This window comes from Chachezhania sediminis, from assembly GCF_009765275.1.
GTDB lineage: Bacteria > Pseudomonadota > Alphaproteobacteria > Rhodobacterales > Rhodobacteraceae > Chachezhania > Chachezhania sediminis.
On sequence record NZ_VOPH01000013.1, the window covers coordinates 1 to 26,386 of the forward strand.

The window sequence follows — 26,386 nt, forward strand, 5'->3', positions numbered from 1 at the left end:
AAGGGCGCCGCGAGCCTCGACAAGGCACAGCAGTCGGCGGCAGCGGAAACCCGGATGTTCCGGATGGTGCCGGTCGGCCTGATCGACCCCTCGCCGATCCGCGACCGCATCGACGTGACCGAGAACCTGGAGGCGCTGAAGCGCAGCCTGGCAGAGGAAGGTCAGCAGATCCCGATCCTGGTCCGGCCCAAGGACGACGGCGAAAGGTTCGAGATCGTCACCGGCCGGCGCCGCCTGCAGGCGACCAAGGAAATCGGCCGCGACCATATCCAGGCCTTCGTCCGCCGCATGAGCGACGAAGAGGCGTTCATCGCACAGGGCGTCGAAAACAACGCGCGGCTGGAAACATCATTCATCGAACGGGCGCGGACCATCATTTCCGCGCTGGAAACGGGCTTTACCCAGGTACAGGTCGAAAAGTTCCTGGGCGTCGACCAGACGATGATCAGCCGGATGAAGTCGATCTATACCGGCCTTGGCGAAGACCTCGTGCTGGCCATCGGCCCCGCGCGCGGTGTCGGGCGGCGGAAATGGGAGCGACTGCAGAAGCTTGCCACCGACAGCGGCGCCAAGCTGGCGGCCCTGGCGGCGGAGGTCCCTGCCCTGCCCGAAAGCACCGAACGGTTCGAGGCGATGCTGGACCTGATGGAACGCCGGGCCGCGCGGACTACCGCGTCCAGGGCGGCCCCTGCCCCCAAGGCAAAGGATCTGGGCCGGGGCCTGAAGGCAGCGCGCAAGGCGAACACGCTGACATTGAAGGCCGGCCCGGACACGCCGGACGGCCTTCTGGACTTCCTTCAGGACCGGCTGCCGGACCTGCTGGAAGAATTCGACAAGACCAAGACCTGACCGCGGGCAAATCGCGGCAACCACCGGTCCACGAGGCGGGCCGGACAGACAGAAACCCATAGGAAAGGGAGCAGACGAGAGGCAAAAAAAGACCCCCCAAAGCCGAAGCTCTGAAGGGCCTTCAAGATGTTTAGCACCTTCCTGATACCCTGAGCGCCGACCTGGTTCAACACTGTTCTGCAGTGAACGGTCTTCTGTTGCCGTCTGAAACGCACATGAAGCACATGCCTGCGGCGTCATTCACGCCGGAGATCGGGGACCCCTTGTCCGGACGTCCCCGGCCCGGCCATTTCGTGCTGGACCGCTGGGAGGTCCTGCAACTGGTCAAGGACACGTCCCGCCAGACCGGCCTGGGCGAACGCGAGATCGCGGTGCTGGCCGCCCATCTGAGTGTCCTGCCCAAGGGACCGGTACGGGCCGACGGCCTGCTGGTGTCCTATGCCCAGGTCGCGGGCATGCTGGGTCGGGCGAATTGCATGGACGAACGGCGCTTTCGACGCGGCGAGGCGCGGCTGGAAGAACTGGGCTTCGTAACACGGCACCTCAGCGGCAATGGCCGCCGCTACCCCGTCCGCAACGCCCGGGGCGAGGTGGTAGAAGCCTATGGCATCGACCTGCGCCCCCTGTTCCTGCGCCATGACGAACTGGTCGCCCTGCGGGACGAAGCGCGCGACCGCACCTGCCGGCTGGAGGCGCAACGGTCCCGGCTGAGCGCGCGTCTGTCCGCGGTCAAGCGCGCGGCTGGACCAGAGCTGACAGGCGATCTGGCCACGCTTGCAGTACGGCTCCGCAACCTTCTGCGCCGCGCCTCGGCCGGCATGGCAGAGCTTCTGGAGGCCGAGGAACAGCTTCTTGCCGCGACCTCTGCCGGTCAGGAACATGCAACGCCCGCTGCAAGTGAGCCGGGAACAGTTCCCGCGCTGCCGGACATTTCGTCCGCCGATGCCGGTCAAATCGACCGGCACTCTGACTCCAAAAGAAAAGAAATATACAAGGCCTCTTCCGATGCTGGCGCCCTGTCACCGGCGGTGTGGTCCGACTATGCCGAAATCGCCGCCTTTTTTCCCGATACACCAAGAACTGAAGTGGAGGTTCAGAGGATCATTTTGGATTTTTCGGGATTTGTGGGGATCCGGGAGGGGACCGTCAGGCAGGTATTGGCAGCCCTTGGACCGCGGCGTCTGTTGTCCGCATTGAACACGATCGCGGCCAAGATCTGCCAGATCAGAAATCCGAACGGATACTTGTTAGCCTATGCCCAGAACAGGTCAGGGGCGTTATGACCGCGGACATAGACCTTGTGGCGGACCAATTATGACCGCGGTCATAATTGTCGGACCTGACAGGCGGCGACACGATCTGGGCCGAAACTGCAATTGTTCGGCAGCCGATAACAGAGGCAGGGCCTCAACGGCGAAGTTTTCCCTGTCATTGCGACCTTGCAATGCTGTATCGTCACCGTCGTCGGGAAACCGGGCGAACGACCAAGGCCGAATTCGGTCAAAGACGGAACAAAGCGCCAGGTTTTGTTCGTCCTCGGGTTTCATGGTGTTGAGGATGCGTGGAACACCCTGCGATGCCCCAAATCCTCTTGTGCTATCAGGGACACGCCTCAGCCCGTAAGACCAGCCACGTTAAGGCATCCACGACGGCCGTGCGAGTTCAGCGGCGCCCGGCCCTGCCGGACATCAGGTAGAGCTCCTGCTCCGAGGTTTCGATGGCCGCTCGGCTGTGCGAGGCGCGCACGAATTCAATGGCCTCGGCGGGGTTCATGCCGAAGTCGATGATCAGCCGGGCCGCGACGGTGCCGGTCCGGCCCAAGCCGGCCATGCAATGGATGGCCACGGCATGACCGCGGGCCATCACGCCGCGCGCGGTGGCGAAGATCTGGTCCAAGAGGTCTTCGGTATCGGCGGGCGGAGGGCTCATGTCCGGGATCGGCACGCGCCTCCAGTCGATGCCGGCCGCCGCATAGGTCGCGGCAAAGTCGTCGCTGGCCAAAGGCAGTTCGGTATCGGTCAGACAGCAGATCAGCATCCCCACATCGCGGTCGACCAGCGCCTGCACGTCCCTGGTCAGGAAATCCCGGCTCGCGATCTTCTTCTGGCCCGCGTACCGGATCCCCGGACAGGACAGCAGGACAAGGTTCAGGCCCCTATCCGGCATCCGGACACGGCTTATCAGGGGGGCAGTCAGTTCCGAAACATCGCTCATGCACCGATCCTCTGGGCGCTGTTGCCCATATATACGTAATATACGTATTCTTGCCGCTGCCCCAATGACAGCCGAACCTGTTTTCGGCACCAGGACCGGGGCAGGGGGGTTAACGGCCGTTCGCCGGGGCCGCGCGTTGCAGCATCCCGAACAGGTCGCGGGGATCGTCCGGATCGGCCAGAAGATCCAGATCGACGAAAAGTCCGGTCTCGCGCACCTTGTCGAAAACGAAGCGCAAGGCGGAAAAGTCCTCGATCGCGAAGCCCACGCTGTCGAACAGGGTGATGCGGTCGGGGCCGGTGCGACCGGGGACCGTGCCGGCGAAGACCTGCCACAGTTCGGTCACCGGGTGGTCGGGGTCCAGCTGCTGGATCTCGCCTTCGACCCGCGTCTGGGGCGGGAACTCGACGAAGATGTCGGACCGCCTCAGGATGTCGGGGTGCAGTTCCGTCTTGCCCGGGCAATCGCCGCCGATGGCGTTGATGTGGATGCCGGTCCCGACCATGTTGTCGTTCAGGATCGTCGCGTACTGCTTGTCGGCGGTGCAGGTGGTGATGATCTGCGCGCCTTCGATCGCCTCTTCCGCCGATCCGCAGGACAGCACGGTCAGGCCTGATCCTGCAAGGTTCCGCGCGGCCTTCGCCGTCGCCCTCGGGTCCACGTCGTAAAGGCGCACCGTGTCGATGCCACAGATCGCCTTGAACGCCAGGCTTTGGAATTCGGATTGCGCGCCATTGCCGATCATCGCCATGGTCGTGGCCGACTTCGGTGCCAGGTGTTTGGCGGCAAGCGCCGACATCGCGGCGGTGCGAAGCGCGGTCAGCAAGGTCATCTCGGACAGGAAGACCGGATAGCCCGAGGCGACATCGGCCAGCAGCCCAAAGGCCGTGACGGTCTGAAGCCCCGCCCTGGCATTGCCGGGATGGCCATTCACGTATTTGAACCCGTACAGGCTGCCGTCCGAGGTCGGCATCAGCTCGATCACGCCGCCCGCAGAATGCGACGCGACCCGCGGGGTCTTGTCGAAGCTGGGCCAGCGCAAGAAGTCGGCCTCGATGGCGTCGGCAAGGCCCGTCAGCATGGGTTCAAGGCCGATCCGATGGACCAGCGCCATCATGTTCTCGACCGAGACGAAGGGGACAAGGGCCTTTTCGCCGGGGGCCTGTTCATCGGGGGACATGGTAATCTCAGACATAGGCGCGCGTCGCACGGTCGAAGACCTTGCGTCCAAGGGAGGAGGCGGCAAGGTCCACCATGACCTGTGCCGTCCGTCCGCGTTCATCGAGGAAGGGGTTCAGCTCGACCAGGTCGAGCGAGGTCATGAGGCCGCTGTCGTCCAGCATTTCCATGACCAGATGCGCCTCGCGCACCGTGGCGCCGCCGGGAACGGTGGTGCCCACGGCCGGCGCGACCGACGGGTCGAGGAAATCGACATCCAGCGACACGTGCAGCGCTCCGCCGGCCGCCGCCACCTTGTCCAGGAAGCGGGCGAGGGGGCGGCCGATGCCGTGTTCGTCGATCTCTCGCATGTCGTGGCAAAGGATGCGTGTTTCGGCCAGCGCGCTGCGTTCCTGGGGGTCGACCGACCGCAGGCCGATGATGCAGATGTTCTCCTCGGGCACCGCGGCCGTCAGGGGCGGGAAGGCATCGAACCCGTCGCGGCCGGTGACATAGGCCAGCGGCGTGCCGTGCAGGTTGCCAGAGGTCGAAGTGCGGGGCGTATGGAAATCGGAATGCGCATCCAGCCACAGCACGAATTGCGGACGGCCCGTGGCCCGGGCATGGCGGGCCACGCCGCTGACCGTCCCCAGCGACAGGCTGTGATCCCCGCCCATGAAGATCGGCAGGCCTTCTGCCATCGCGTCTTCTGCCGCGCGGGTCAGCGTCAGGGTCCAGCCGATGGTTTCGGCCGGTGCATGGACGTGATCGGCAAAGCCCGTCGCCTCGGCCGGTTCGGGGGCAAGGTTGCCGCGGTCGATGACCGTATGGCCCAGGTCCCGCAGCGCCTCGGCCAGGTCGGCGGTCCGATAGGCGTCGGGTCCCATGATGCAGCCCCGGCGCCGCTTGCCGCTGTCGACCGGCGCACCGATCAGGATACATGTCTTGCCTTGCATCGAATGGCCTTTCCGGCTCGGGCCGTCACCTGAACGGCCCGGCATCTGTCGCGGTGTCAGTCGAAATGGGCCCGGGCAGGAAAGTTCCGGGTCCGCGGGAATTTCGGTACAGCAAAGAACGCCTGGGGCGGCGCCCCCTGTACCTTATCGCCCACGTCCACGAATACTACGCAGTCGTCGCCGCGCTTGGCAAAGCCCATTACGCGGGTCATGCAGGCCATGGCGACGCCGTTCCGGTCCTGCCCGGAGATCTTATCCCAGCCGGGGCAGGGCGCGGTCGAATGCGGTCAGGATCTCGTCGATATCGGCATCGGTCATGGGGGTCGAAAACGCCATCAGCCCGTTGGCCGCCATCAGCACGCCTTCGTCGAATACGGCGCGGGCCAGGGCGCCGACATGTTTCACCGCATCCGGGTTGGCAAACAGCGACCGGAAATCCGACAGCGGCGCGTCGGTCATGTGGATCCGGCGGAGAGAGCCCAGCCCCGTCACCTGCGCCTTGATCCCGTGGCGCTGGAAACAGGCCGTGGCGCCTGCGGCAAAACGGTCGCCCAGGGACTCCAGATGCTCGAACGACGCGGGCGTCAATTCTTCCAGGGCGGCGATGCCGGCCATCATGGTCACGGGGTTGGCGCTGAAGGTGCCGCCATGCTGGACCGCGGCCTTGCCACCCGAAGGATCGTAGACGGACATATAGTCCGCCTTGCCGGCGATGGCGCCCACCGCGAAGCCGCCGCCGATGACCTTGCCAAGGGCGGTCAGGTCGGGATCGACACCGAAACGGCCCTGCGCCCCGTGATAGCCCAGGCGGAACGTGATGACCTCGTCCAGGATAAGAAGCGCGCCCATCTCTTTCGTCACGCGGCGCAGCATCGCCAGGAACGCGTCGCTGGCGGGCACCAGCCCGGCCCGGTTCGGCATCACGTCGACCAGCACGGCGGCCAGATCGTTGCCCTTGGCGCGCAGGATGCGTTCGGCGCGTTCGATATCGTTGAAGGGAATGATTGCGACATCGTCCAGCACGCCCTGCGGCGTGCCGCGGGCGGTGGCGACCGGCGTCGGTGCATCCGGATCGCCCCAGCTGTCGGGGCTGGCATCCTGGCTGGTTTCGGCCGGGTCATAGGTGCCGTGATAGGCGCCCTCGACCTTGGCGATCATCCGACGGCCCGTATACGCCCGCGCGACCTTGATCGCGTTCATCACCGCCTCGGTGCCGGAATTGCAGTAGCGGACCTGTTCCACCGCCGGCAGGCGTTCCACCAGCATTTCGGACAACGTGACTTCGCCCGGGGTGGGCATGCCAAAGCAGGTGCCCAGCTCGATCTGGCGTATCGCGGCCTCGCGGATGCGCGGATTGCCATAGCCGTGGATCAGAGAGGTGAAGTTGCCGGTCGCGTCGATCCGCACCGTGCCGTCGACATCGGTGATCCGGCATCCGTCGCCCTTGGCGGCATAGACTTGGTAAGGCTGACGATAAACCGTGTGACGGGTGTTCCCCGCCGGCATGACCTTCTTGGCGCGCTCATAGAGAGCCTGGGAATTCGGGGCGTCAGTCATGGATCATCGTCCTTTCGGGAAACGGTACTGGGCGGGCAAAGCGGCAGAATCATCGGAGGTTCCGATGAAAGTCGTTTTATTACAGTTATTTAGTATGTGAAGGCCTGCCTTGCGCAGGGACCGGGTAGGGAGAGTGCAATCCAATCGAATGCTCATTTTATCATCAATCCCCTCGTCTTCAGGCCGGCGATCGGAAGATTCGTTCCGTGATATTTGACAGATTGCACCGAAGTCGTAATCTCGAAAATAGGAATTGTATTCCGATAAACGGAATTTTCCGCATCGACAGACCACCGGGGCCGTCCCTGTCGGCGGGGCCCAGACATGAAGAAACGGAGACCAGAATGACCCTGATGCGCAACCTGTCCGGCTTCTCTGCCGCGGTGCTGGCCCTGGCCGGATCGGCGACCATCGCCATGGCGGCCGACTATAACTGGAAGATGCAGTCGAACCTGAATCCGGGCGAGCCGGGCTATATCGCGGCCGAGGATTTCGCCGCCAATGTCGAGAAGATGAGCGGCGGCCGGATCGAGATCGAGATGTTCCCGGGCGGCGCGCTGTTCCCGCTGGCCGACGGTCTGGAATCGGTCAGCTTGGGCATCGCCGACATGGCCGTGCTGACGGGCGGCTATTTCGCCGGCAAGATGGGCCCGATCGCGAACCTGGAAACCGGCGTGCCCGGATCGCTGCGCACGCCGCTGGAACGGTACACGTTCTTCTACGAAGAAGGCTTCATCGACCTGGTGCGCGAGGCGTTCGAAACGCAAGGCGTCTTCTATGTCGCGCCGCAGCTGTCGTCGTCCTGGGACATCATGTCGAAGGAACCGATCACCTCAGCCGCGGATTTCGAGGGCCTGAAGATCCGGACCTTCGGCCTGGAAGCGGAATGGTTTTCCTCGCTGGGTGCTTCGCCCGTCTTCATGGGCGGCAGCGAGATCTATACCGCGTTGGCCACCGGCGCCCTGGACGCGGCGCGCTGGTCCAGCCCGGCCGGCAACTACAAGAGTTCCTATCACGAGGTCGCCAAGTACTACCTTGCCAACTCGCCGATGCCGGTGCCGAACAACTTCTTCGCCATGAACCTGGACGTCTGGAACGGACTGCCGGACGACCTGAAGGCGATCATCGAGGACGCGGCCAAGCTGTCGTCGTTCAAGTACCTGTCGCTGACCGCGCTGAACGATGCCGCCGCCCTGGCCGCGATGAAGGAAGCGGGGGTCGAGGTGACCACCATTCCCGACGCTGAGTGGACCGAGATGGAAGCCAAGGCCAAGGACCTGTGGATGGCCTATGCCGAACAGGACGAACTGACCGCACAGGCCGTCCAGATGCTGCAGGACTACATGGCCAAGCTGGGCCGCTGACGCCTGCGCCCAAGACTGCGGGGTCGCCCAAGCCGGGCGACCCCCTTTCCTGACCACGAGAGACCGATGACCGCGATAATCCGAATAATCGACACCATCATGACCGTGCTGGGCCGGCTGGCCATGCTGTTCGTGCCGGTGATCCTTGTCCTGATCCTGGCCGAGATCGGCCATCGGGCGATTGTCGGCCGGTCGCTGACTTTCGTGGAGGATCTGGCCTCGTGGCTGCTGGTCGCGATGGTCTTTCTGGGGGGGCCGCCGACGCTTCTGTGGGGCAAGTTCGTCCGCGTCGATGCCGCCCATGAACATTACAGTCCGCTGGCCAAGGCGCTGCTGGACACCTTTGTGACCACCGCGCTGATGGTCTGCTTCCTGTACGCGATGATCTGGCTGGGCACCAATTTCGCCATGAAATCCTTCAACACCGGCGAAATCTCGGCCACGGGTTCGTGGAACGGGCCGGTCTGGGTTGCCAAGGCGCTGGTGCCGCTGGGGTCGGCCCTTCTGGGGCTTGCCTGGATTTCCCACGTGCTGAAGCTGTGGCAGGATGTCCGCACCGCAAAGTCGGAAACTGCCCGATGACCGATCAGGCGCTTCTGACGATCCTTCTGTTCGGGTCGATGATCGTGGTCCTGGGCCTTGGTGTGCCGATTGCCATCGCCCTGGGCGGCCTGACCGTCGTCTTCATCCATTTCTTCTGGTCGGACGCCGCGATCAACCTTCTGCCCGTCCGGTCCTTCGCCGTCGCATCCAGCTTCGAATACCTGGCGGTACCGCTTTTTGTCCTCATGGCCTCGGTCCTGCAAAGATCGAAGATCGCGGAAGACATGTACGACACGATGCAGGTGCTGTTCGGGCGCCTGCGCGGCGGGCTGGCCGTCGGCACCATCGTCATCTGCACGATCTTCGCCGCCATGGCCGGGATCAGCGGGGCGGCGACCATCGCCATGGGTGTGATCGCCATTCCGGCCATGCTGGAACGCGGCTATTCCAAGGGGCTGGCCGTCGGGTCGGTCGCGGCCGGCGGGTCGCTGGGCATCTTGATCCCGCCGTCGATCACCATGATCGTCTACGGGCTCGTCACCGGCACCTCCATCGGCCAGCTTTACGCGGGCGGCGTGGGGCCGGGGCTGCTGATCGCGGGGATGTTCTGCATCTACATCCTTTATTGCGGCTGGCGTTGGCCCGAAACCGTGGGCGGCATGCCCGAGGACACGGGCGCGCCGCGGCCCAGCAAGCTGAAGGCGCTGCGCGGCATCATCCTGCCCTTCGTGCTGATCGTGCTGGTGCTGGGATCGATCCTTGGCGGTTTCGCCAGCATCTCGGAATCCGCGGCCGTGGGGGCCGCCGGCGCCATGATCCTGGCCGCCCTTCGGGGCCAGATGAACGGCAAGGTCATGGGTGAGGCGCTGGAAGAAACCCTGACGCTGTCCTGCATGATCTTCTGGATCATCATCGGCGCGTCGGCGCTTGCCAACTTCTATACCGCCATGGGCGCTGCCCGCGTGATCGAACAGGCCGTGCTGGGGCTGGACGCCAATCCCTGGGTCGTCCTGATCTGCATGCAGCTGACGCTTCTTCTGATGGGCATGGTGCTGGACAGCACCGGCATCATCCTGATCACCGCGCCGATCTTCCTGCCGATTGCCAAGGCGCTGGGGTTCGACCCGGTGTGGTTCGGCGTCCTCTACATCATCAACATGGAGATGGGCTTTCTCAGCCCGCCCTTCGGATACAACCTGTTCTATATCCGCGCCGTGGCGCCGAAGTCGGTCAGGATGGTCGACATCTACCGCTCGGTCGTGCCGTTCCTGGGGCTGATGTTGATCGCCATCGCGCTTTGCATGATCTTCCCCGGCATCGTGAATTGGCTGCCCGATCAGCTGTTCCGCTAGCGGATCCAATCTCAGAAGGACCAAGACATGAGCGACTGGCAGCTCGGCATCGACATTGGGGGCACGTTCACCGATGTCGTCGCCTCCAATCCCGCGACCGGAGAGATCAGGTCGGGCAAGGTGCCCTCTCACTACGACGACCCGATCACCGCGCTGGTGGGGGCCATCGGCGCCGTGGGGCTTAAGTGGGAGGAGGTCGACGACCTGACCCACGGCACGACCATGGTGACCAATGCCATCGTGGAAAACCGCATCGACCGGGTGGCGCTGATTTCCACGCTGGGTTTCGGCGACACGATCGCCATCGGGCGGGTGCGCCGCAAGCACATCTATCACATGGACCGCCTGCCGAAGCAGCCGCCCCTTGTCCCCGCCGAGCGCCGGTTCGAGGTGGCAGAGCGCGTGGACCATACCGGCGCCGTTGTCACGCCGCTGACAGAGGCGGAGATCGCCCGGGTCGTGGTGGACGTGAAGGCCAGCGGGGTGCGTGCCGTCGCGGTCTGCCTGCTGCACGGTTACCGCAATCCGGTGCATGAATTGCAGCTGGGCGAGGCGCTGCGCGAGGTGGTCGATCATGTCTGCCTCAGCCACGAGATCAGCCCGGAAATCCGCGAATACGAACGGTCGAACACGACGATCCTGTCGGCGGCGGTGATCGGACGGGTCGATGGCTATCTGCGCCGGATCGATGAACAGAAGCCCGACGCTAGTAACCTGACCTTCTTCCATTCCTCTGGAGGCATGGCCGCCACGCCGATCATCGCGCAGCAGCCGCTGCTTCTGGCGATGTCCGGCCCCGCTGCCGGCGTCAGCGCTACGGTCGCCACGATGAAGACCCTTGGCATCGAACGCGCGCTGACCTTCGACATGGGCGGCACGACGACGGATTGCTGTCTTGTTCTGGACGGGCGGGCAGAGATTTCATCCGACCGCGAACTGGGCGAACGGCGGATCCGGATGCCCATGGTGTCCGTTCATTCCATCGGGGCAGGGGGCGGGTCCATCGCGCGGATCGACCAGGGCGTGATGCAGGTCGGCCCCCGCAGTGCCGGCGCCCAGCCGGGCCCGGCCTGCTATGGCCGCGGCGGGACGGAGCCCACGATCAGCGATGCGAATATCCTGTTGGGCTATCTGGCGCCCGGCAAGGTGCTGGGCAATGCCATCACGCTGGACCGTGGCCTTGCGGAAGCGGCCGTGAAACCCATCGCGCAAGAGGTCGGCGTGAGTGTCGAGGACGCCGCGTCGGGCATCCTGCAGGTCGCCCATTCCAACATGGCGCGGGCGCTGAACAAGGTGACGGTGGAACGCGGCATCGACGGGCGGGACTGCACGCTGATCGCCTATGGCGGCGGCGGGCCGATGCATGCGGCCTTCGTCGCGCGCCACTACGGTATCCGCAATGTCGTCTGCCCGGCCTATTCCTCCAGCTATTCCGCGCTGGGATGCGTGGCGTCGCAGATGAGCCTCAGCCAGCAGCGGACCGTCAACATGTCGAGCGATCAGTGGGATGCCGACACCATCGCCCGCATCCGGGCGGAACTGGAACAAGCCGTGACCGAACCGATGCAGGCCGCGGGCAAGGCGGCCGAGGACTGCAGGATCGGCGAAGTCGCCCTTCTTCGTTATCGCGGGCAAAGCCACGAGGTGCCGGTGGCCGATCCGCTTCTGGACGACCCCAAGGCCCTTGGCCGGCAGTTCATGGCGATGCACGAGACCCTGTTCGGTTTCGCCACCGACGAGGAATGGGAGCTTTCGGCCATCCGCACGACGGCCGAAGATTCCCGCCAGAAGATCATCGCGGCCCCGGGTCAGGAGGAAGCCGCCGCCGGCGCCCCCGCTACGCGGTCCTGCCATTTCCCGGGCACCGGTTCAGTCGACACCCCGGTCCTGGAACGCGCTGCCCTGTGCGCGGGCGAGGTGCAGGAAGGTCCTGCCATCGTCGAGGACGAATGGTCCACTATCGTCATCCCGCCCGGCGACCGTTTCCATGCCGACAGCCACGGTCATGTCCATATCGAGGTGCGTGAAGAATGAGTTCCGAGTCCAAGATCGCCCCGCATGTCGATCCCTTCATGGTCGAGGTCATCCGCAACGGCCTGTCCTCCATCGCGGAAGAGATGTCGCTGACCGTAATGCGGTCCGCCCGGTCGCCGGTGCTGCGGGAAGCGGGAGACCTGTCGTCGAACCTGGCCGATGCGAACGGTGCCCAGATCGCGCAAGGCCAGGACATCCCGATGCACATGGGCGTGATGAGCTTCACCGTCCCCGAATTCCTGAAGCTGGTCCCGAAAGATCGGCTGAGGCCCGGCGATGTCTGGATGCTGAACCTGCCGTCCATCGGCGGAAACCACTTGCCCGACGTGAAATGCATCCGCCCCGTCTTTGCCGGCGGTCGGATCCGGGCCTTTGCCATCAGTCTGGCCCATTGGGGCGATATCGGCGGCGGCGCGCCCGGCAGCTATTTCGCGTCCGCCACCGATTGCTGGCAGGAAGGCCTGCGGATCCCGCCGATCCGGGTCGTGGCCGACGACATCGTGGACGAGGAAAAGCTGGGACTGGTCCTGGCCAATGTCCGCACGCCCGAGGATTGCCGGGGCGACGTGCTGGCCCAGATCTCGGCCACCCGCACCGCCGAACGGAAATTGCAGGAGATGTTCCGCAAATGGGGGCCTGACTTCGTCGAGGCCGCCTTTGCCGCGTTGCACGACGGCGCCGAACGGCAGATGCGCGCCGCGATCCGGAACCTGCCCAACGGTGTCTACGAAGGCGAAGACGCGATGGATGGTCCGGACGAAAACACGCCCGGCGCCATGATCCGCGTGACGGTCGAGGTGACGGACGACAGCATCACTTTCGACTACTCGGGCTCGGACGATCACGTGCCGGAGCCGATCAACACCACCCGCTACATCACCGCGGCGTCGGCCTACTACGTGGCCAAGGCAGTCTGCGGGCCGGACATCCAGCCGTCAGGCGGGTGCTATCGGCCGGTGAAGGTGATCACCCGGCCGGGCTCGATCTGCGACGCGCGGGACGACAAGCCGGTGGTCGGCGGCAACCACGAAACCTGCCAGCGGATCGCCGACGCGGCGCTGAAGGCGCTGGAACATTGCGTGCCGGAACGGCTGACCGCCGGCGGGCCCACCACCGCAGGTCTGGCGATCTTTGGCGCGCAGCGGCCGGACGGGAAATGGGTGTCGCTTTACGAAACCCATGGCGGCGGCGAAGGCGGCCGGGCCGACCGGCCGGGCGCCGACGTGATCCGGGTGCACATGGCGAATGTCATGAACACCTCGGCCGAGGTGATCGAGACGGAATATCCCGTCGACGTGGTGTTCCAGCGGCTGCGCCCGGGCTCGGGCGGTGCCGGGAAGAACCCCGGCGGGTTGGGGCAGGAACGCGCCTATCGCATGCGGGTCGACGACGTGTCGCTGACCACGATGTTCGACCGCCGCGACGTCCCGCCCTATGGCCTGCAGGGTGGCGAGCCCGGCGCGCCCTTCGCGATGATCCTGCAACGCGCGGGCGAGGACACGGAAATCGCGCTGCCCGGCCGCGCCAACCTGCGCATTCATTCCGGCGACATGGTGACCGTCCGCGCCTCGGGCGGCGGCGGCTATGGCAAACCCGAAACGGGAGGAGACGACAAATGAGCAGACTGCTTCAGACAAGCCTGATTGCAGGCGGCAAGCCCGCCCCCCGGGTCACCGGCGGCGAGGGCGCCAGGATCCATCTGGAAGACGGGCGCTGGATGCTGGACGGGTCCAACACCGGCGGGCCGCTGGGCCACCGGCACCCGAAGATGATCGAGGCATTGCGCCATGCGGCCGAGCTGCCCGTCATCAACGAGGGCTGGCCCTGGATCGAACGCGAACAGGCCGGGGATGAACTGTTCGAGACCTGTTTCCAGGGCGAGGACTGGGCCGGCGCCGTGCGGTTCTGCCTTAGCGCCAGCGAAGCCAACGACATGGCGCTGAGCTTTGCGCAGGCCTTCACCGGACGGCAGGCCATCGGCACGCGGGAGCGCGCCTATCACGGGTTTGCCGGGCTTTCCCGCAGCGTGACGGTGCAACCGCAATGGCATGGCGGGCTGGCGGTGCTGGACCAGCCGTCGAAACCTGCGCCGGAACCCTTCCCCGTCCGCCAGCTGCCTGCGCCGCTGGGGGCCAAGTTCGGCGATCCCGGCACGAACCAGACGGCCGCCGAACGGCTGGCCGGTGCCGCCGACCTGCTGTCCGACGTGGCGGCCACGGTGATCGACTACACGCAAGGTGGATATTACCACGACCCCGAATACCAGGACATCGCCGCGCGGGCGATCCGGCAGGCCGGGTCGCTGTGGATCGCGGATGAAACCGTGACGGGTGCGGGGCGCTTCGGCCAGATGTTCACTTTCCAGGCCGGAAGCGAACGCCCCGATATCGTCGTGATGGGCAAGGGGCTGGCGGGCGGCGGGTCGCCCGTCGGCGCGGTGATCTTCTCGCAGAAACTGGTGGATGGGCTCAAGGGCATGTCCTGGCGGAACTACTCGACCTTCCGCGGCCACCCGGTGACCATGGCCTGCGTCCGCGCCTATCTGAAGGCGTTGAAGGAAGAGGACCTGCTGGCCCATGTCCGCGCGATGGAAAAGGTGGTGAAGGCACGGATGGCCGACATCTTCGCCCGCCACCCCAGCGTCCTGCGGATCGACGGCAACGGGCTTCACTGGACGGTGGAGCTTCACGGGCCCGACTGGCGGACCTTCTATGCCAACACCTCGGACGTGCCGCTGGCGACCAAGGTCGTCGCCCGCGCGGCGGAACAGGGCGTGATGCTGGCCACCAGCGGCGAGGAGACCCAGATCTTCATGGCCCCGCCGCTGATCGTGACGGAAGCGGAAATCCACCAGATCCTGGATGCACTGGAAGCCGGGCTGGAGGTCGCCGACGCCCTTTACGAGGCCGCCTGATGGACCAGCGGTCAGGCGGCGTTGCCAAGGCGGCGGGAAATCTCGGCGGCGCTGTCGATCAGCATCTCGCGCACTTCGGCGCGCCCCGGGCTGGAAAACCGCGATTTCAGCCCGCAGGTGCCAAGCGCCAGCGAAACGGATCCGTCGGCGGCAAAGATGGGCGTGGCATAGCTGAGAACGCCGGTATCCATCTCGTTGTCACAGGTGGCGAAACGCTCGCCCCGGACCAGCGACAGTTCGGCCAGGATATCCTCGCGGCTGACCTTGGTGTCGGCAGTGAACCGGCGCCTGGGGGTCTTCAGGAAATCCTCGACCGCGGCTTCGGTCTGGTAGGCCAGGATCGCCTTGCCGGTGGCACCCGCGTGCAGCGCCATGATGCGCCCGGGATGGACGATCGCCTCGCCCGAGGCCGGTTCGCGGACCAGGATCGTCTCGGCCTCGTGCGTGGTCAAGCGGACGATGAAGATGGTCTGTTCCAGCTTCCGGGACAGCTTGTCGACGATGTTGCCGACCCGGTCTTCCAGCGTGGTGCCCGACAAGGTCGCGGTGCCGAAGCGCCGCGCGCGGGGGCCCAGCACGTAGTGCCGGTCGCTGACGCCGCGGGTGACCAGACCGGCCTCCAGCAGGGCATTGATCACCCGGTGGGTCGTGGCCCCCGGCAGGTCCAGCCGCGCCGCGATATCGACCAGTGTCATGCCCGCCGGCACCTCGGCCAACAGCTCCAGCGTGGAGAAGTAGCGTTCCAGCGGCTTGCTGGTCTGACCTGCCATGACGGGTTCTCCTCCGCCGACCCGGCCATGCCCAGTGTCGGAAGTTTCGGTTTCCGGAACCTATTCCGGAAACCGGAAACAAAGGTCAAGGCCTTGCGGCGGTCTGCGGCAGGCCAGGGGGCCCTTGTTCCCGGAAAGGACATCCGATGATCGACCCGATCACTCGCGCCGTCATCCAGCACCGCATGAGCGCCATCGTCGAAGAGATGGGCGAGGCGATGTTGCGCACGGCCTATAGCCAGATCCTGAATTCCAGCCGCGACTTTTCCATGGGGATCGTCGACCGGCAGTGCCGGCTGATCGCGCAGGCCGACCATATCCCCGTCCATGTCGGTGCGTTGCCGGCCGCCGTCCGCGCGCTGGAAGCGCGGTTCGGCGACGACGTGGCCGAAGGCGATGTCTTCGTGCTGAACGATCCCTACAACGGCGGCAGCCACCTGCCGGACGTCACGATCTTTGTCCCGGTCTTTGCCGAAGGTGAACGGCGGTTGTGGACGGTCGTGCGGGCCCATGTCGGCGATATCGGCGGTGCGACCCATGGCGGCTACAACCCCGACGCGCGCGAGATCTATCACGAGGGCCTGCGCCTGCCGCCGCTGAAGCTGGCCGATGCCGGGGTCATGCGGGAAGATGTCGTCGAGATGATTGCCCTGAACGTCCGCCTGCCGCGGGAATTCCGCGGCGATCTGGACGCGATCATCGGCGCCGGGCGGCTGGGGCGCCGTAGCCTGGACCGGCTCTACAGTGAATTCAGCGCCGATCTGGTGGGCGAGGCGATCGAGGAAATCCTGGACGGGGCCGAGGCGCGGACGCGCGCGATCATCGAAAGTTGGCCGGACGGGGTCTATGAAGGGACCGCCTATCTGGACGATGACGGACGGGGCCGGCAGGACGTGGCGATCCGCGCCAGCGTGACCGTGACGGGCGGCCGGATCGAGGTGGACCTGTCGCGGTCCGACGCGCAGTCCGAAAGCTTCGTCAACTCGTCCCAGGCCAACACACAGGCGGCGGTGTCGATGGCGCTGGCCTACCTGATCGACGCGGACATCCCCAAGAACGACGGCGTCTTCCGCCTGATCGACATCACGACGAAGAAGGGCACCATCGTCGACCCGCACGAAGGCGCGCCGGTGACCCTGTCCACGACCCACCCGTCGAACGAGATCGTCGAGGCCATCGTCCGCGCGCTGCAGACCGCCTGCCCGGAACGCTGCATGGGCGGTTGGTCGCGACGGTTCCGGATTTCCTTCACCGGGCAGAACCCGCGGAACGGGCGGCCCTTCATCTGGCACATGTTCCACGCGCGGCCCGGTGGCGGCGCCTCGCCAGCGGGCGACGGCTGGTCCGGTGCCGGCGAATGGCACACCGTCGGCGGCATCAAGTTCGGGTCGGTCGAAGTCTCCGAGGCGCGGTTCCCGCTGTTCTTCGAACGCCACGAATTCCGCCCCGGTTCCGGTGGTGACGGCACCCATCGCGGGGGTCTGGGCGGCGAACTGGACTTGCGGATCGAGGTTCCGGCCTATGCCCATACGGCAGGCGAAGGCGCGCGCCACGGATCTGCCGGGATCGCGGGTGGACAGGACGGCAAGCCCCACGATTACCGGATGGTGACGGGCGAGGGCGAGACGGTGCTGGCGACCAAACAGTTCGGCATCTCCGTCCCCGAAGGCAGCCTGTTCAAGGTCCGGTCCGCCGGCGGTGGCGGCTGGGGCGATCCGGCCGGCCGCGCGCCCGAAGACCGCAAGCGCGATGAAGATCGCGAGATGATCTGAGATGACGACCATGACCGACCTGACCCAAAGCACCGGCCCGCTCAGCATCGGCATCGATGTCGGCGGCACCTTCACCGATTTCGTCGCCATCGACGCCGCCGGCCGCACGGTGATCGCGAAAAGCCCCTCGACCCCCGAAGACCAGTCCATCGGCGTGCTGGCAGGGCTGGAAAAGCTGGCCGGGCGGATGGACACCGACCTGGCCAGCCTGATGGCCCGGACCGAACGGATCGTCCACGGCACCACGGTCGCGACCAATGCTCTGCTGGAGCGTAAGGGCGCGCTGACCGGGATGCTGACCACCGAAGGGCACCGCGACATCATCGAGATGCGGGAAGGGCTGAAGCCCGACCGGTACAACCTGCTGATGCCGCCGCCAGAGCCATTGGTTCCCCGTGACCTGCGCCGCCCGGTGCCCGAACGGATGCGGCAGGACGGGACTGTGGCCGAACCGTTGGACGAACCCGCGCTGAGGGCGGAGATCGAGGCGCTGAAGGCCCGCGGCGTGACGTCCGTCGCGATCTGCTTCCTGCACAGCTATCGCAACCCGGCCCATGAACGCCGCGCGGCGGAACTGGTGGCCGAGATCATGCCGGAGGCGTACATCTCCGTCTCGTCGACCGTGCTGCCGCAGATCAAGGAATACGAACGCTTCTCCACCACCTTGGTGAACGCCTATATCGGCCCGGTGGTGCGGCGCTACATGGACCGGCTGACGGGGCGGCTGACCGGGGCAGGCTATGACGGGCCGCTTTACATCATCTTGTCCCATGGCGGCATTACCGAGGTGGCGGATGCCATCGCCCTGGCCGCGGGCACCTGCCTGTCGGGCCCCGCAGGCGGCATCGCGGGTGCCCGCGCCTGCGCCGGGCTGATCGGGGCGGATAATGTCATTCCCTTCGACATGGGGGGCACGTCCACCGAAATCTCGCTGATCACGGACGGAGAGGTCGCGCTGACATCCGAACGCGGGTTGGCGGGCGAACGGATCGCGCTGCGCTGCTACGACATCCTGTCCATCGGGGCGGGGGGCGGGTCCATCGCCATGAACCGGCCCGGGACCGGTTTCACCGTCGGACCCCAATCGGCGGGCGCGGTGCCGGGGCCCGCCTGCTATGGGCGCGGCGGGACCGAGGCGACCGTGACGGACGCGAACCTCGTCCTGGGCTACCTGGACCCTGCAGCCTTTGCCGGCAAGGGCACGTTGGACCTGACGGCGGCCGAAGCCGCGGTGGCCAGGCTGGGCGCCGATCTGGGGCTGGGCGTGAACGAGACGGCGGCGGGCATCCACCGGCTGATCAACGTCAAGATGGCGGACGGCATCCGGCTGATGACTCTGCGCCGCGGCGTCGATCCGCGGAATTTCACGCTGCTCAGCTTCGGTGGGGCGGCGGGTCTGCATGCGGTCGAGGTCGCGCGCGAAATGGGCGTGTCGCGGGTTGTCGTGCCCACGATTGCCTCGGTCCTGTCGGCCTGGGGGATGCTGGCTTCCGACCTGCGCTACGAGGTTTCGCGCTCCCGCCCCATGGACGGGCAGGGGATGACCGACGATACCCTGCGCGCGATCTTCGAGACGCTGGAGGCAGAGGCGCGGGCGCGGATGCCCGGGGTCGATCCCCGGACGCTGACCGTCGAGCGGTCGGCGGAAATGCGGTACGGCGAACAGATCTTCGAAGTGAACGTGCCGCTGGACGATATCGATTTCGATGCGCCCGGCCTTGTCGACGCGGTGGCGCAGGCGTTCCACAGGCGGCACGAGGATCTTTACACTTTCGCCTCGCCCGATCAGGAGGTCGACCTGGTGAACGCCCGCGTGGCGCTTGTTGGCCGCGTGTCCCGCGGGGCGGTGGCCGAAGCGCTGGAGGCTGCCGGCCCCCGGCCCGAACCCATGGGCAAACGCCGGGTCTTTACCGGCGGTGCCCCGGAAGACGTGCCGCTTTACGCGATGGAGACGCTGGGGCCGGGTCACCGGATCGCAGGCCCGGCATTGGTCGAGGCCGAGACGACCACGGTCATCCTTCACCGGGGCGACCATGCGGCGGTGACGCCGCAGGGCTGGCTGGACATCGCCGTGGCGGCCAAGGACGGCTGACGCCGCCCGGTTCCGTGCGCGCCCCCGGCATCGGGCGCCCTGTCCGGTCCTGCCATCCACCGCGGCAAGGCCGAAGGCGACCTGGGTCCGGGCCAGGGGTGGGGCGCATTCGGCCGGATTCGCCCATTTCCGGATGGTGACAGAGCGGCCGGATTGTGCGCTATCCCGCCAAGCCCGGCAGGATAACGGCTTGGCACTGTCGAACGCCCGGGACCGTCGCGGCTTTGCAGGCAGCGGGTCCCGTGGCCCACGGTAGACGGATGTGCCCGGGCACAATGGTTTGCGGGCCACAGGCACGCCGTGCCCCCGGAGGCACCCTAGACGGTACGGTCGGGGGCCGCGATCAGCGAGGCGCGGCAGGCAAAGCCGGCGTCGGGGGCAATATCGGTCCGATTGCCATAGCGGGCGCTGACCCAGTCGAAGCCCAGCGGATTGCCGTCCGCCACCGGGGTCAGCCAGGGCTTGTCCGACGCGCCGCCGAAATGCTTGTGAAGGATCCCTTCCACCTGCCAGCGCACGTCGCCCGGGGCGCCCGGCACCGCGCCGGTCCCCGCGGAAAGGGTCAGGGTCGTGTCCAGTTTCGGCGTGGCATCGCCCACCCTGCGCATCAGGTAGGCATGGCGCAGGACCGGCGGTGCCTCGGCCCCGCCGGTGCCGCCATAGCCCCAGAGTTTCAGCCAGCCCTTGCGGAACTCGTCCAGTTCCGGGCTGAACCAGACGCGTTCAAGATCGTCCTCGGATTTCACGCCCTGGAAGTCGAAATAGTCCCAGGGCTGCACGTCGCCCGCCAGTGTTTCGCCCACGCGCCAGTTGGCATAGTGGCCGGTGCCGGGAATGGCGTTGAAGAACGGCATGTCGACGTCGCGCAGCCATTGGGAATAGCCCCGCGGTTCGGCATCTTGGGGCACCGTGTAGGCGATGAAGATCACCAGCGGGCAGGATTCCAGCGCGCTCATGATGCGGCCAGGAAGCTGTCGATGACCCCGGCCGCGTGGGCATGGTGGTCGGGATCGTTCCACGCCTTCAACCGGGTCTTCTGTGCGCCGGGGATCAGATCGGCCACCTCGTCGAAATATTCGAAGAGCATGTCAGACCCCGAGCAGACCACCATGGCCGGCTGGGCGATCAGCGGCAGGCGGTCCCGTTTCGGGTGGCGGAAGGCCGCGCGATAGGACAGGTGATAGGTGCGCAGCGCCTTCAGCACCTCGACCGTGAAATCGTGCATGTAGTTGTCGTTGGGCAGCCCGTCGGGCAGGATGCCGTCGGCGGAATAGCGGTTGTAGTAGGGCCAGAAGATGTGCTGGTCGCGGCAGAAGTGCCAGACCTTCATCAGGTGCGTGGCCTCGGCATCCGGCGCTATTTCGCGGGCATAGCGGTCCAGCACTTCCGATTGCAGACTGCCGGAATATAGCCCCATGCCGTCGATCACGATCTTGCGGACCCGGGTCGGGTGGGCAATCGCGATCTCCATCGCGATCGAAGCACCGGTATGGCTGCCGTAAAGGTCGAACTGGCCCGGGGCCATGCCGTCCACGGCGGCGAAGGCCGCCTGTGCCAGGTCGGCGATGTCCGGCTGTGGCAGGGCCAGCGCCTCGCTGTCGCCATTGCCCGCGGTATCGGGCGCGATGACCGCACGGCCAAGGGCCGCCAGTTCGTGCATCAGCCCTTCCAGCTGCTTGGAAGATCCCGGCGACTGGTGGATTGCCACCAGCGGCACATCGGCGGACGGGCCCGCCCGGCGATAGTGGATCTGGCGGTCGCCGATATCGGCAAAGCCTCGGGTGATGCGGGTGGTCATGCTGCACTCTCCGTCTTGCGGGCGCCAGGGGACTGGCCCAATGTCCGGCCCAGCCAGCGGCCAAGGGTCAGGGCAGGCGTGACGCTCATCCCCGAGATGAAGCCGCGGCCCGACAGGGTGGACCCGCCGATGGCCTCGCCCACGGCATGAAGGCCGGTGATGGGCGTGCCGTCGGTGCGGCGGACCGTCAGCGTTTGGTCCACGTCCAGCCCGGCGGGCGTCTTCAGGACCATGCCGCGCATGCGGATGGCGCGGAAGCCGGGGCCGGCGATGGCCTGGGGCAGGTGGGTGCGGCCCATCGGGTCGGCCGAGGCACCGGTGCAGGCGTCGTTATAGGCTGCCAGACTTTCGGCCAGCGCGTCGGACTTCATTTCGGTTCGGTCGGCCAGCGTGGCCAGGTCCGGTGCGGTCACGAAATCGGGGCGGGCGTTCCAGGCGGCCGCCAGTTCCGCGGCCGTCCAGCCGGGCAGAAGGGCAGGGGCCTTGTCCTGGATCGCATCGTCGAAGACGCACCAGAAGGACATGTCGGGTTCCGCCGCCAGCGCATGTTCGCGGTTGTCGACGCTTGGGTCATCCTCGCGCACGAAACGGCGGCCTTCGGTGGTCAGGTGAAGCTCCCACGGCTGGCGGACCTGTGGCGTCAGACTGGGCATGTGGCGCCAGATCACCCGGTTGCCGTCGCCCTTTTCCGGAATGCCGGCATAGGTCGGCAGGAACAGGTCCTGACCGCGCAGGGCGGCGCCAGCCTGCTCTGCGATCTCGATGCCCGAACCGTCCGATCCGGGCATTGCCGCGGTGTAAAGCGCCTGCCCGCCGGTCAGCCGCGCGAACAGCTGCGCATTGCTGCCATAGCCGCCGGTCGCAAGAACCACGATATCGGTCGCGATTTCCCGGGTGCAGCCGGGGCCTTCGACGGTCACGCCGGCGACCCTGCCGCCGTCGGTCTTCAGGCCGGTGGCCTTCGTCGACAGCATCAGCGTGGCGTTGGGCTTGGCCATCGCCGCATCGAAAAGCGGCGTCAGGACCTTCAGGACGGAAATGCCGCCTTCGACCCCCCAATAGGTGCGTGCTTCGCGATAGGCTTCGTGCAGGTGCAGGATGGTCGGGCAGACCGGATCCATGTCGAAGCCGTTTTCCATCAGCCAGTCGATGGTCGCGCCCTGGCGGGGCAGGGTCAGTTCCAGGATATCGCGTCGGCCGGTGCCGCGGTTGATGCGTTCGATATCCGCCATGTGCGCCTTGGCGCTGTCGGAAATCCCGCGTTCCGCCTGCAATGCGGAACCCGCACCGCTGAGCTGGCCAAGGCTGACGTGAAGCGTGCCGCCGACCTGATCCTGCGCCTCGACCACAAGCACGCGCGCACCGGTCGCGACGGCTTCGATGGCGCAGGGCATGCCAGCGGTGCCGGCGCCCACGACCACGATGTCGTATCGTTCCATTGGCTGTTTCCCACTTGACCGACCGGACCGCCAGCGCCCTGGATCAGGCAGCGATCTGCCGGGGTCTGTTTAAAAAACCGTAGACAAGCTGTTTCATTTATAAGACATTAAGTCAACGAAAAGAGATACAAATTAAATGACTGATTCGACGTGGTCCGTCGTATCCGGTCGCAGGGTGATCAGGATACGGCAGAGGGGCGAAGCGCCGGACAACAGGGGTGTGTGCCGACCATGACGTTATCGGCTGCATTTGCGGTATTCTGCAGGATCGGGGCCTTCATCTGCGGGCTTCTGCTGCTGCTCTTCACCGGTCTCGTCCTCTACTCGGTGATCATGCGCTACGCGTTCAGTGCACCGCCCATGTGGGGCGAGGAAATGCCGAAGATGCTGTTCGTCTGGATGATCTTCCTGGGCGCGGGCTTTGCCTACCTGTCCGGTCACAACATCCGTATGACCGCCCTGGCCGAGCTGATGCCGGACGGCGTCCGCCGTGCGATCGAGATCGTGATGCACCTGGCGGTCGTAGGCATGCTGATCGGGATCCTCTGGTATTCGGTGCCGATCATCAAGCTGACCTCGCGGTCCGTCTCCTATGCCACGGGCCTGTCCGAAGGCTGGAAGTTCTGGGCCCTGCCCATCGGTGCCTGCCTGCTGCTTGTGAACGAGGCGTTCCGCCTGTGGAATTTGCTGACCGGCGGGGTCGACGATCCCGTTCCCGTCATCGCCGAGCTGCGCGAGGCCGAAGACTGATGCTGCTGACCCTGTGCATCCTGCTGCTGTTCGTTCTTGTTCTTCTGGGGATGGACATCGCCTTTGCGGTGGGCGCCGCGGCGCTGACCTATATCGTGGCCAGCCAATTCGACGCGCGGCCGGTGAACCCGGTCCTGTTTACCAAGACCATCACCTCCGGCGTGGACAGCTATTCCATGCTGGCGATCCCGATGTACGTGCTGGCGGGTGAATTGATGACCAAGGCCGGCGTGACCCGCCGTCTGATCGATTTCGCTGCCGCGATGGTTGCGCACCGCCCGGGCGGCCTGGCCAATGTGGGCATCACCGCGAACCTGTTCATGGCCGGTATCTCCGGCTCTGCCGTGGCCGATGCGGCCGCGACCGGGTCGATCCTGGTGCCCGAGATGAAGAAGCGCGGCTATGCCCCCCGCTATGCCGCCGGCGTGATTTCCGCCGCGGCGGCGATGGGTCCGATCATCCCGCCGTCGATCCTGTTCATCCTGCTGGCCGCCATCGCCAACCTGTCGGTGGGCGAGCTGTTCCTTGCAGGCATCCTGCCCGGTCTCATGATGTATGTCGGTCTGATCGCGATGAGCGCCTTCCTGGCCCGTCGCTATGACATCCCGCGCGAGACGAAACCCTCCTGGGACGAGCGCAAGAAGAAGATCCGGGCCGGCATCCTGCCCCTGGGCGCGCCGCTGATCATCATCGTGACCAAGGTCTTCGGCATCGCCACCCCGACCGAGGCCGCGGCCATCGTTGTGGCCTATACCCTGCTGATCGGCTTCGGTGTCTACCGCGACATGACGCTGAAGGCGCTGATGGAAGGCCTGATCGCGGCCGCGCTGACGACCGCCGTCATCATGATGACCGTGGCCTTCAGCCAGATCTTCGGGCAGATCGCGGTGCTTGCCGGGCTGGGTCGGCTGGTCCACGACACGCTGCTGGCGATCTCGAACAATCCGTATGTCCTGTTCCTGATCATCAACATCCTGCTGCTGATCCTGGGGACCTTCCTGGACGCCATGCCGCTGATGCTGATCCTGTCGCCGATCTTCTTCCCGCTGATGACGGGGCTGGGCGTCGATCCGATCCACTTCGGGCTGGTCATGGTGTTCAACCTGGTGCTGGGCATGATCACGCCCCCGATCGGGCTGAACCTCTTCGTCATGGCCCGAATTTCCGGGCTTGGCATGATGGAGGTCTTCCGGGGCGGGCTGCCGTTCTACGCGGTGCTGTGGGTCGCGCTGATCCTTCTGACATACGTGCCCTGGATCACCCTGATCCTTCCCTCGTTGCTGATGCGATGAGCGAACAACAAAAACCGGTCCAACCGGTCCACCAACCATCCCAACAGGAGTAAGATCACATGACCTTCGATATCTCCCGCCGTGGACTTCTGGGTGGCGCCGCCGCCCTGGCCGCCACGGTCGCCCTGCCGCACCGCGCGCGTGCCGCGACCATCTTCCGCTATGGCAATGCCGGTGGTCCGCAGACCGTGTCGAACACCTTCAACCTGGCCTTCTCGAATGCCATGAAGGACAAGACCGGCGGCGAAATCTCGTTCGAGATCTTCGCGGGCACGCTTGGCGGCGAAAAGGACCTGATCGAGTCGATGGCGCTTGGCAGCCTCGACATCTACAACGGCGCCTATACGGGGATCGAGGAATTCGACATCCTCTATTCGCCCTATTTCTTCAAAAACGCGGTCCAGGCCAAGAAGGTCATGGAATCCGAGATCGGTGCCAAGTGCTCGGCCGCGCTGACCGAACGCTATGACGCCAAGCTTCTGGGTGTGGGCCGCCTGGGGTCCTACAACCTGATGCTGAAGGACCCGATCACGTCGCTGGACGACCTGAAGGGCCGCAAGATCCGGGCGCCCCAGATCAAGGGCTGCATCGAAGCGTTGAGCCATTTCGGCGCGATCCCGACCCCGATCCCCTTCAACGAAGTCTACCTGTCGCTGCAGTCGGGCATCGTCGACGGCGTCCTGACCGCGCTGAATCCGGCCGTTCAGTTCAAGTTCTACGAGGTCTGCAAATACGTCGTGGTTCCGGATTTCGGCCTGGCGCTGGACAAGGAAGTGATCTCGAACGCGGCCTGGAATTCGATGACGCCGGAACAGCAGGAGATCATGCAGTCGACCTTCGATGCGCTGGAAACCACCGATTACTACGAGGTCGGGGTGAAGGCGAAGAAGACCGACTTCAAGGCATGGTCCGACGCCAATGGCCCCGAAGCCCTGATCGACCTCGACGCGTCTGGCCTGATCGCGGCGATGGAGCCGGTGAACAAGAAACTGGCGGACGAGGCCTTCGGCCCCGGCGCATGGGATATGATCAACGCGATCGAAGGCTGATCGCGGCCCGACCCACGACAGGCCGGGGCCCGATCCGGGGCCCCGGCCGCCCCAACGCGCCCCGGACAGACCTTGCGCGCGCGTATCCGACAAGGAGATATACCCATGGGCATGATGGAACATCCGACCGGCTTGCCGATGAAGGCAGAACAGACCTTCTTCAAGGACCCGGCCATCGATCGTCTGCTGGCCATGATCATGACCATGGCGGCAGAACTGAACGTCACACGCGACCGTCTGGCGACGCTGGAAATGTTGCTGGAAGCGGACGAGCCGGTGACGGCCAAGGCGCTGGACCAGTTCCAGCCCACGGCCGAGCAGAAGGAAAAGCTGGATGCCGCGCGGCAGAGCTTCGTGAACGAGCTGATGTTCTGCACCATGGGCATCGAGGCGTCGCTTGGCGCGCCGGAAGACGGCGTGGACCAGTTCAACCAGGAATGACGACGCGGGGACGGGCCGGAAGGCGCGCCCCGGCCACATGAC

The 26,386-nt window shown here is 65.7% G+C and carries 22 protein-coding genes; 14 read left to right on the top strand and 8 right to left on the bottom strand.

The window, feature by feature from the left end; genetic code table 11:
• Both FQK05_RS22780 and FQK05_RS22785 read left to right on the top strand, forming a co-directional pair.
• On the top strand, window positions 1-849 hold an 849-nt coding region (locus FQK05_RS22780), incomplete at its 5' end, for a ParB/RepB/Spo0J family partition protein (protein ID WP_158971298.1).
• A gap of 224 nt (window positions 850-1,073) precedes the next feature.
• Complete coding sequence (locus tag FQK05_RS22785; RefSeq protein WP_233270647.1) at window positions 1,074-2,132, top strand: helix-turn-helix domain-containing protein; 1,059 nt, start codon at window positions 1,074-1,076, stop codon at window positions 2,130-2,132.
• A gap of 379 nt (window positions 2,133-2,511) precedes the next feature.
• Here FQK05_RS22785 and FQK05_RS22790 read toward each other — a convergent pair whose 3' ends face one another.
• The 4 genes from FQK05_RS22790 to FQK05_RS22805 form a co-directional block, all read right to left on the bottom strand.
• Window positions 2,512-3,063 carry a phosphatase domain-containing putative toxin gene (locus FQK05_RS22790; protein WP_158971302.1) on the bottom strand — a complete coding sequence of 184 codons (552 nt, stop codon included), beginning with the start codon at window positions 3,061-3,063 and terminating at the stop codon, window positions 2,512-2,514.
• A 109-nt stretch (window positions 3,064-3,172) separates the two neighbouring features.
• Window positions 3,173-4,243 carry an ornithine cyclodeaminase gene (locus FQK05_RS22795; protein ID WP_199252750.1) on the bottom strand — a complete coding sequence of 357 codons (1,071 nt, stop codon included), beginning with the start codon at window positions 4,241-4,243 and terminating at the stop codon, window positions 3,173-3,175.
• A gap of 7 nt (window positions 4,244-4,250) precedes the next feature.
• Window positions 4,251-5,177, bottom strand: coding sequence for an arginase (gene rocF / locus FQK05_RS22800; protein WP_158971306.1), 927 nt, complete (start codon window positions 5,175-5,177; stop codon window positions 4,251-4,253).
• Window positions 5,178-5,429: 252 nt separating this feature from the next.
• Window positions 5,430-6,734 (bottom strand): aspartate aminotransferase family protein, encoded by a 1,305-nt coding sequence (locus FQK05_RS22805; RefSeq protein ID WP_158971308.1) that lies wholly within the window; start codon window positions 6,732-6,734, stop codon window positions 5,430-5,432.
• 344 nt (window positions 6,735-7,078) lie between these two features.
• Here FQK05_RS22805 and dctP point away from each other — a divergent pair, with 344 nt between their 5' ends.
• The 6 genes from dctP (at window position 7,079) to FQK05_RS22835 (ending at window position 14,941) form a co-directional block, all read left to right on the top strand.
• On the top strand, window positions 7,079-8,098 hold the full coding sequence (gene dctP, locus FQK05_RS22810; RefSeq protein WP_158971310.1) for a TRAP transporter substrate-binding protein DctP: 1,020 nt from the start codon (window positions 7,079-7,081) through the stop codon (window positions 8,096-8,098).
• Between the two features lie 66 nt (window positions 8,099-8,164).
• The gene (locus FQK05_RS22815; protein WP_158971312.1) at window positions 8,165-8,680 is read left to right on the top strand and encodes a TRAP transporter small permease subunit; all 516 of its coding nucleotides are present in this window, start codon (window positions 8,165-8,167) and stop codon (window positions 8,678-8,680) included.
• Entirely contained in the window at window positions 8,677-9,993 is a 1,317-nt protein-coding gene (locus tag FQK05_RS22820) for a TRAP transporter large permease (protein WP_158971314.1), read from the top strand. The genes FQK05_RS22815 and FQK05_RS22820 overlap by 4 nt, the downstream gene beginning before the upstream one ends.
• Window positions 9,994-10,020: 27 nt before the next feature.
• The gene (locus FQK05_RS22825; protein WP_158971316.1) at window positions 10,021-12,027 is read left to right on the top strand and encodes a hydantoinase/oxoprolinase family protein; all 2,007 of its coding nucleotides are present in this window, start codon (window positions 10,021-10,023) and stop codon (window positions 12,025-12,027) included.
• On the top strand, window positions 12,024-13,646 hold the full coding sequence (locus FQK05_RS22830) for a hydantoinase B/oxoprolinase family protein (protein WP_158971318.1): 1,623 nt from the start codon (window positions 12,024-12,026) through the stop codon (window positions 13,644-13,646). Before FQK05_RS22825 ends, FQK05_RS22830 begins: the two co-directional genes overlap by 4 nt.
• Window positions 13,643-14,941 (top strand): aminotransferase class III-fold pyridoxal phosphate-dependent enzyme, encoded by a 1,299-nt coding sequence (locus tag FQK05_RS22835; protein WP_158971320.1) that lies wholly within the window; start codon window positions 13,643-13,645, stop codon window positions 14,939-14,941. The genes FQK05_RS22830 and FQK05_RS22835 overlap by 4 nt, the downstream gene beginning before the upstream one ends.
• Before the next feature lie 11 nt (window positions 14,942-14,952).
• Here FQK05_RS22835 and FQK05_RS22840 read toward each other — a convergent pair whose 3' ends face one another.
• Complete coding sequence (locus FQK05_RS22840) at window positions 14,953-15,711, bottom strand: IclR family transcriptional regulator (protein WP_158971322.1); 759 nt, start codon at window positions 15,709-15,711, stop codon at window positions 14,953-14,955.
• Between the two features lie 146 nt (window positions 15,712-15,857).
• Between FQK05_RS22840 and FQK05_RS22845 the strand changes: the two genes are divergently transcribed.
• Both FQK05_RS22845 and FQK05_RS22850 read left to right on the top strand, forming a co-directional pair.
• Complete coding sequence (locus FQK05_RS22845; protein WP_158971324.1) at window positions 15,858-17,483, top strand: hydantoinase B/oxoprolinase family protein; 1,626 nt, start codon at window positions 15,858-15,860, stop codon at window positions 17,481-17,483.
• Window position 17,484: 1 nt separating this feature from the next.
• A complete protein-coding gene (locus FQK05_RS22850) occupies window positions 17,485-19,575 on the top strand; it encodes a hydantoinase/oxoprolinase family protein (RefSeq protein WP_233270641.1) in 2,091 nt (696 codons plus the stop codon).
• A gap of 317 nt (window positions 19,576-19,892) precedes the next feature.
• Here FQK05_RS22850 and FQK05_RS22855 read toward each other — a convergent pair whose 3' ends face one another.
• The 3 genes from FQK05_RS22855 to FQK05_RS22865 are packed head-to-tail and all read right to left on the bottom strand — an operon-like array spanning window position 19,893 to window position 22,812.
• Complete coding sequence (locus FQK05_RS22855; RefSeq protein ID WP_158971326.1) at window positions 19,893-20,531, bottom strand: hypothetical protein; 639 nt, start codon at window positions 20,529-20,531, stop codon at window positions 19,893-19,895.
• Entirely contained in the window at window positions 20,528-21,373 is an 846-nt protein-coding gene (locus FQK05_RS22860; RefSeq protein WP_158971328.1) for an alpha/beta fold hydrolase, read from the bottom strand. Before FQK05_RS22860 ends, FQK05_RS22855 begins: the two co-directional genes overlap by 4 nt.
• Window positions 21,370-22,812, bottom strand: coding sequence for an FAD-dependent oxidoreductase (locus FQK05_RS22865; protein WP_158971330.1), 1,443 nt, complete (start codon window positions 22,810-22,812; stop codon window positions 21,370-21,372). The genes FQK05_RS22860 and FQK05_RS22865 overlap by 4 nt, the downstream gene beginning before the upstream one ends.
• Before the next feature lie 231 nt (window positions 22,813-23,043).
• Between FQK05_RS22865 and FQK05_RS22870 the strand changes: the two genes are divergently transcribed.
• From FQK05_RS22870 to FQK05_RS22885, 4 genes are all read left to right on the top strand, one after another.
• The gene (locus tag FQK05_RS22870; RefSeq protein ID WP_158971332.1) at window positions 23,044-23,562 is read left to right on the top strand and encodes a TRAP transporter small permease; all 519 of its coding nucleotides are present in this window, start codon (window positions 23,044-23,046) and stop codon (window positions 23,560-23,562) included.
• Entirely contained in the window at window positions 23,562-24,854 is a 1,293-nt protein-coding gene (locus FQK05_RS22875) for a TRAP transporter large permease (RefSeq protein WP_158971334.1), read from the top strand. Before FQK05_RS22870 ends, FQK05_RS22875 begins: the two co-directional genes overlap by 1 nt.
• A gap of 59 nt (window positions 24,855-24,913) precedes the next feature.
• Window positions 24,914-25,903, top strand: coding sequence for a TRAP transporter substrate-binding protein (locus tag FQK05_RS22880; protein ID WP_158971336.1), 990 nt, complete (start codon window positions 24,914-24,916; stop codon window positions 25,901-25,903).
• A 105-nt stretch (window positions 25,904-26,008) separates the two neighbouring features.
• Window positions 26,009-26,344 (top strand): hypothetical protein, encoded by a 336-nt coding sequence (locus FQK05_RS22885; RefSeq protein ID WP_158971338.1) that lies wholly within the window; start codon window positions 26,009-26,011, stop codon window positions 26,342-26,344.
• The last annotated feature ends 42 nt before the right edge of the window (window positions 26,345-26,386 follow it).

Excerpts from the sequence above, each read along its gene's own strand:
- FQK05_RS22785 (WP_233270647.1), top strand. The coding sequence starts at position 1,074 with ATGCCTGCGGCGTCATTCACGCCGGAGATCGGGGACCCCTTGTCCGGA.
- FQK05_RS22790 (WP_158971302.1), bottom strand. The coding sequence starts at position 3,063 with ATGAGCGATGTTTCGGAACTGACTGCCCCCCTGATAAGCCGTGTCCGG.
- FQK05_RS22795 (WP_199252750.1), bottom strand. The coding sequence starts at position 4,243 with ATGTCCCCCGATGAACAGGCCCCCGGCGAAAAGGCCCTTGTCCCCTTC.
- rocF (WP_158971306.1), bottom strand. The coding sequence starts at position 5,177 with ATGCAAGGCAAGACATGTATCCTGATCGGTGCGCCGGTCGACAGCGGC.
- FQK05_RS22805 (WP_158971308.1), bottom strand. The coding sequence starts at position 6,734 with ATGACTGACGCCCCGAATTCCCAGGCTCTCTATGAGCGCGCCAAGAAG.
- dctP (WP_158971310.1), top strand. The coding sequence starts at position 7,079 with ATGACCCTGATGCGCAACCTGTCCGGCTTCTCTGCCGCGGTGCTGGCC.
- FQK05_RS22815 (WP_158971312.1), top strand. The coding sequence starts at position 8,165 with ATGACCGCGATAATCCGAATAATCGACACCATCATGACCGTGCTGGGC.
- FQK05_RS22820 (WP_158971314.1), top strand. The coding sequence starts at position 8,677 with ATGACCGATCAGGCGCTTCTGACGATCCTTCTGTTCGGGTCGATGATC.
- FQK05_RS22825 (WP_158971316.1), top strand. The coding sequence starts at position 10,021 with ATGAGCGACTGGCAGCTCGGCATCGACATTGGGGGCACGTTCACCGAT.
- FQK05_RS22830 (WP_158971318.1), top strand. The coding sequence starts at position 12,024 with ATGAGTTCCGAGTCCAAGATCGCCCCGCATGTCGATCCCTTCATGGTC.
- FQK05_RS22835 (WP_158971320.1), top strand. The coding sequence starts at position 13,643 with ATGAGCAGACTGCTTCAGACAAGCCTGATTGCAGGCGGCAAGCCCGCC.
- FQK05_RS22840 (WP_158971322.1), bottom strand. The coding sequence starts at position 15,711 with ATGGCAGGTCAGACCAGCAAGCCGCTGGAACGCTACTTCTCCACGCTG.
- FQK05_RS22845 (WP_158971324.1), top strand. The coding sequence starts at position 15,858 with ATGATCGACCCGATCACTCGCGCCGTCATCCAGCACCGCATGAGCGCC.
- FQK05_RS22850 (WP_233270641.1), top strand. The coding sequence starts at position 17,485 with ATGACGACCATGACCGACCTGACCCAAAGCACCGGCCCGCTCAGCATC.
- FQK05_RS22855 (WP_158971326.1), bottom strand. The coding sequence starts at position 20,531 with ATGAGCGCGCTGGAATCCTGCCCGCTGGTGATCTTCATCGCCTACACG.
- FQK05_RS22860 (WP_158971328.1), bottom strand. The coding sequence starts at position 21,373 with ATGACCACCCGCATCACCCGAGGCTTTGCCGATATCGGCGACCGCCAG.
- FQK05_RS22865 (WP_158971330.1), bottom strand. The coding sequence starts at position 22,812 with ATGGAACGATACGACATCGTGGTCGTGGGCGCCGGCACCGCTGGCATG.
- FQK05_RS22870 (WP_158971332.1), top strand. The coding sequence starts at position 23,044 with ATGACGTTATCGGCTGCATTTGCGGTATTCTGCAGGATCGGGGCCTTC.
- FQK05_RS22875 (WP_158971334.1), top strand. The coding sequence starts at position 23,562 with ATGCTGCTGACCCTGTGCATCCTGCTGCTGTTCGTTCTTGTTCTTCTG.
- FQK05_RS22880 (WP_158971336.1), top strand. The coding sequence starts at position 24,914 with ATGACCTTCGATATCTCCCGCCGTGGACTTCTGGGTGGCGCCGCCGCC.
- FQK05_RS22885 (WP_158971338.1), top strand. The coding sequence starts at position 26,009 with ATGGGCATGATGGAACATCCGACCGGCTTGCCGATGAAGGCAGAACAG.